A 1,811-nucleotide genomic window follows, 5' to 3' on the forward strand; every position below is an offset into this window, starting at 1 on the left:
GCCAGTTGATGCCGCCGCCGGGCAGGGCGCAGTCGCCGCCCGCGTCACCGGTTTCGCGCAGCATGCGCAGGCCGGCGGCGACCATGAGCGCAGCGAATCCGATGAGTACGAGGCGCGGGTCGAGCAGGCGGTTGACGGCGGCACCGCCGAACGCGGCCACCGCGCCGGTGCCGCCGACGACGCCCGCGATACGCCACTGGACCAGCCCGGCGCGCAGCCGCGGGAGCAGGGCGGCGGCCGAGGAGATCCCGACGACCAGCAGCGAGGTCGGCACGGCCGCGGCGAGGGGTTGGCCCGCGCCGTAGACCAGCGCGGGCACGGCGAGGATGGATCCGCCACCGCCGAGCAGCCCGAGCAGGACCCCGATGAGCGCGCCGAACCCGATCGCCGCGCTCATGACCGGCCCACGGGACGCACGCCACCGACCGGCGGCCGGTCCGCTCGGGCCGGCAACACGGCGTTCTTGTCGTTTCGCACCGACGCCAACTATACCCCAGGGGGTATCAGCTGTTCGGTGAACTGCTGGGCGGCCACGTCGGCAGGGCACATCATGGGAGGTATGGCACCTCGTGGCTTCAGCGGCCCGGTCGTCCTGCGCTCCGGCAGTCCAGCGGCGTTGCGGCTGTCCGGGGCCGATCTTCGGGTGGTCGCGACGGCGCGGGTCTACACCTGCGGCATCACGCCGTACGACGTGACGCATCTGGGGCATGCGGCGACGTTCGTGTGGGCGGATCTGCTGGCCTCGGTGTGGCGGTTGTGCGATGTCGAGACGGTGACCTGCCGCAACGTCACCGACGTCGATGACGTCCTGACCCGGGCGGCGCGCCTGCGCGGCGGTGACGTCGCCCAGTTCGCGCTGGAGCAGGAGTACGCCTTCGACCGGGGCATGTCCGCCCTGCGGGTCCGCCGCCCGGCGTACGAACCACGGGCCCGGCACTTCGTCGGCGCGGTGCAGCAGTTGGCCGCCGCATTGCTGGCCGCCGGCCGGGCGTACGTGCGGGAGGGTTTTGTGTATTTCCGCGGTACCGGGGTCGTGGACCGGTGCGGGCTGTCCCGGGAGGCGGCGCTGACGCTTTCGGCGGAGTTCGGGGACGACCCGCACGACGAACGCCGCGACGACCCGTTCGATGTCGCCGTGTGGCGCCCGTCGGGCAACGGCGAGCCGGCCTGGCCGAGCCCGTGGGGACCGGGCCGCCCGGGCTGGCACGCCGAATGCGCGGCGATGGCATTGTCGGTGCTCGGCCCGAGCGTGGACGTGCTGGCCGGCGGTGTGGACCTGGCCTTTCCGCATCACGCGTACCAGGCGGCGATGGTGGAGGCAGTGACCTCGGTGACGCCGTTCGCGCGGGTTGGCCTGCACGTCGGCGAGGTCCGCCAAGATGGCGCCAAGATGGCCAAGAGCACCGGCAACCTGACGCTCGTCACTGACCTGCTCCGCGAGCATTCGCCGGCGGCGGTGCGGTTGCTCCTGCTCGACCGGCCCTGGCACACCGCCTGGGACTACGACCCGGGCGACCTCGACCGGGCGGCCGGGCGCGTCGAGATGCTCTACGCGGCAGCAGGCCGTTCCGGCGGCGCCGAGAACCCTGCCACGGGAGCCGTCACCACCGCGCTGCTCGATGATCTCGACGTCTCCCGGGCGATCGAGGTCGCGCTTGACGGCGGCGGAGCGGCCGCCCGCCTGCTGCTGAGGACGCTGGCCCTGACCTGACCGGCCGCCTGGGCGGCCTGGCGCTCGCGGCGGCGGCCAGGTGCTGTTCGCCGTGCAGGGGCAGGGCGGCAGGTGCCATCGGGGAGGGGCCGGTGGTCCC

The 1,811-nt window shown here is 73.7% G+C and carries 2 protein-coding genes; one reads left to right on the top strand and one right to left on the bottom strand.

What is annotated here, in order from left to right; translation table 11 throughout:
- The coding region (locus tag ODJ79_RS46445; RefSeq protein WP_263030164.1) for a TSUP family transporter at positions 1-397 on the bottom strand (397 nt) is incomplete at its 3' end.
- 162 nt (positions 398-559) lie between these two features.
- Between ODJ79_RS46445 and ODJ79_RS46450 the strand changes: the two genes are divergently transcribed.
- Positions 560-1,711 carry a cysteine--1-D-myo-inosityl 2-amino-2-deoxy-alpha-D-glucopyranoside ligase gene (locus tag ODJ79_RS46450; RefSeq protein ID WP_263030165.1) on the top strand — a complete coding sequence of 384 codons (1,152 nt, stop codon included), beginning with the start codon at positions 560-562 and terminating at the stop codon, positions 1,709-1,711.
- Positions 1,712-1,811 lie beyond the last annotated feature (100 nt).

Origin of the sequence: Actinoplanes sp. KI2 (genome assembly GCF_025630775.1) — a bacterium.
Classification (GTDB): Bacteria; Actinomycetota; Actinomycetes; order Mycobacteriales; family Micromonosporaceae; genus Actinoplanes.

Coding starts and splice junctions, on each gene's coding strand:
- ODJ79_RS46450 (WP_263030165.1), top strand. CDS start 560: ATGGCACCTCGTGGCTTCAGCGGCCCGGTCGTCCTGCGCTCCGGCAGT.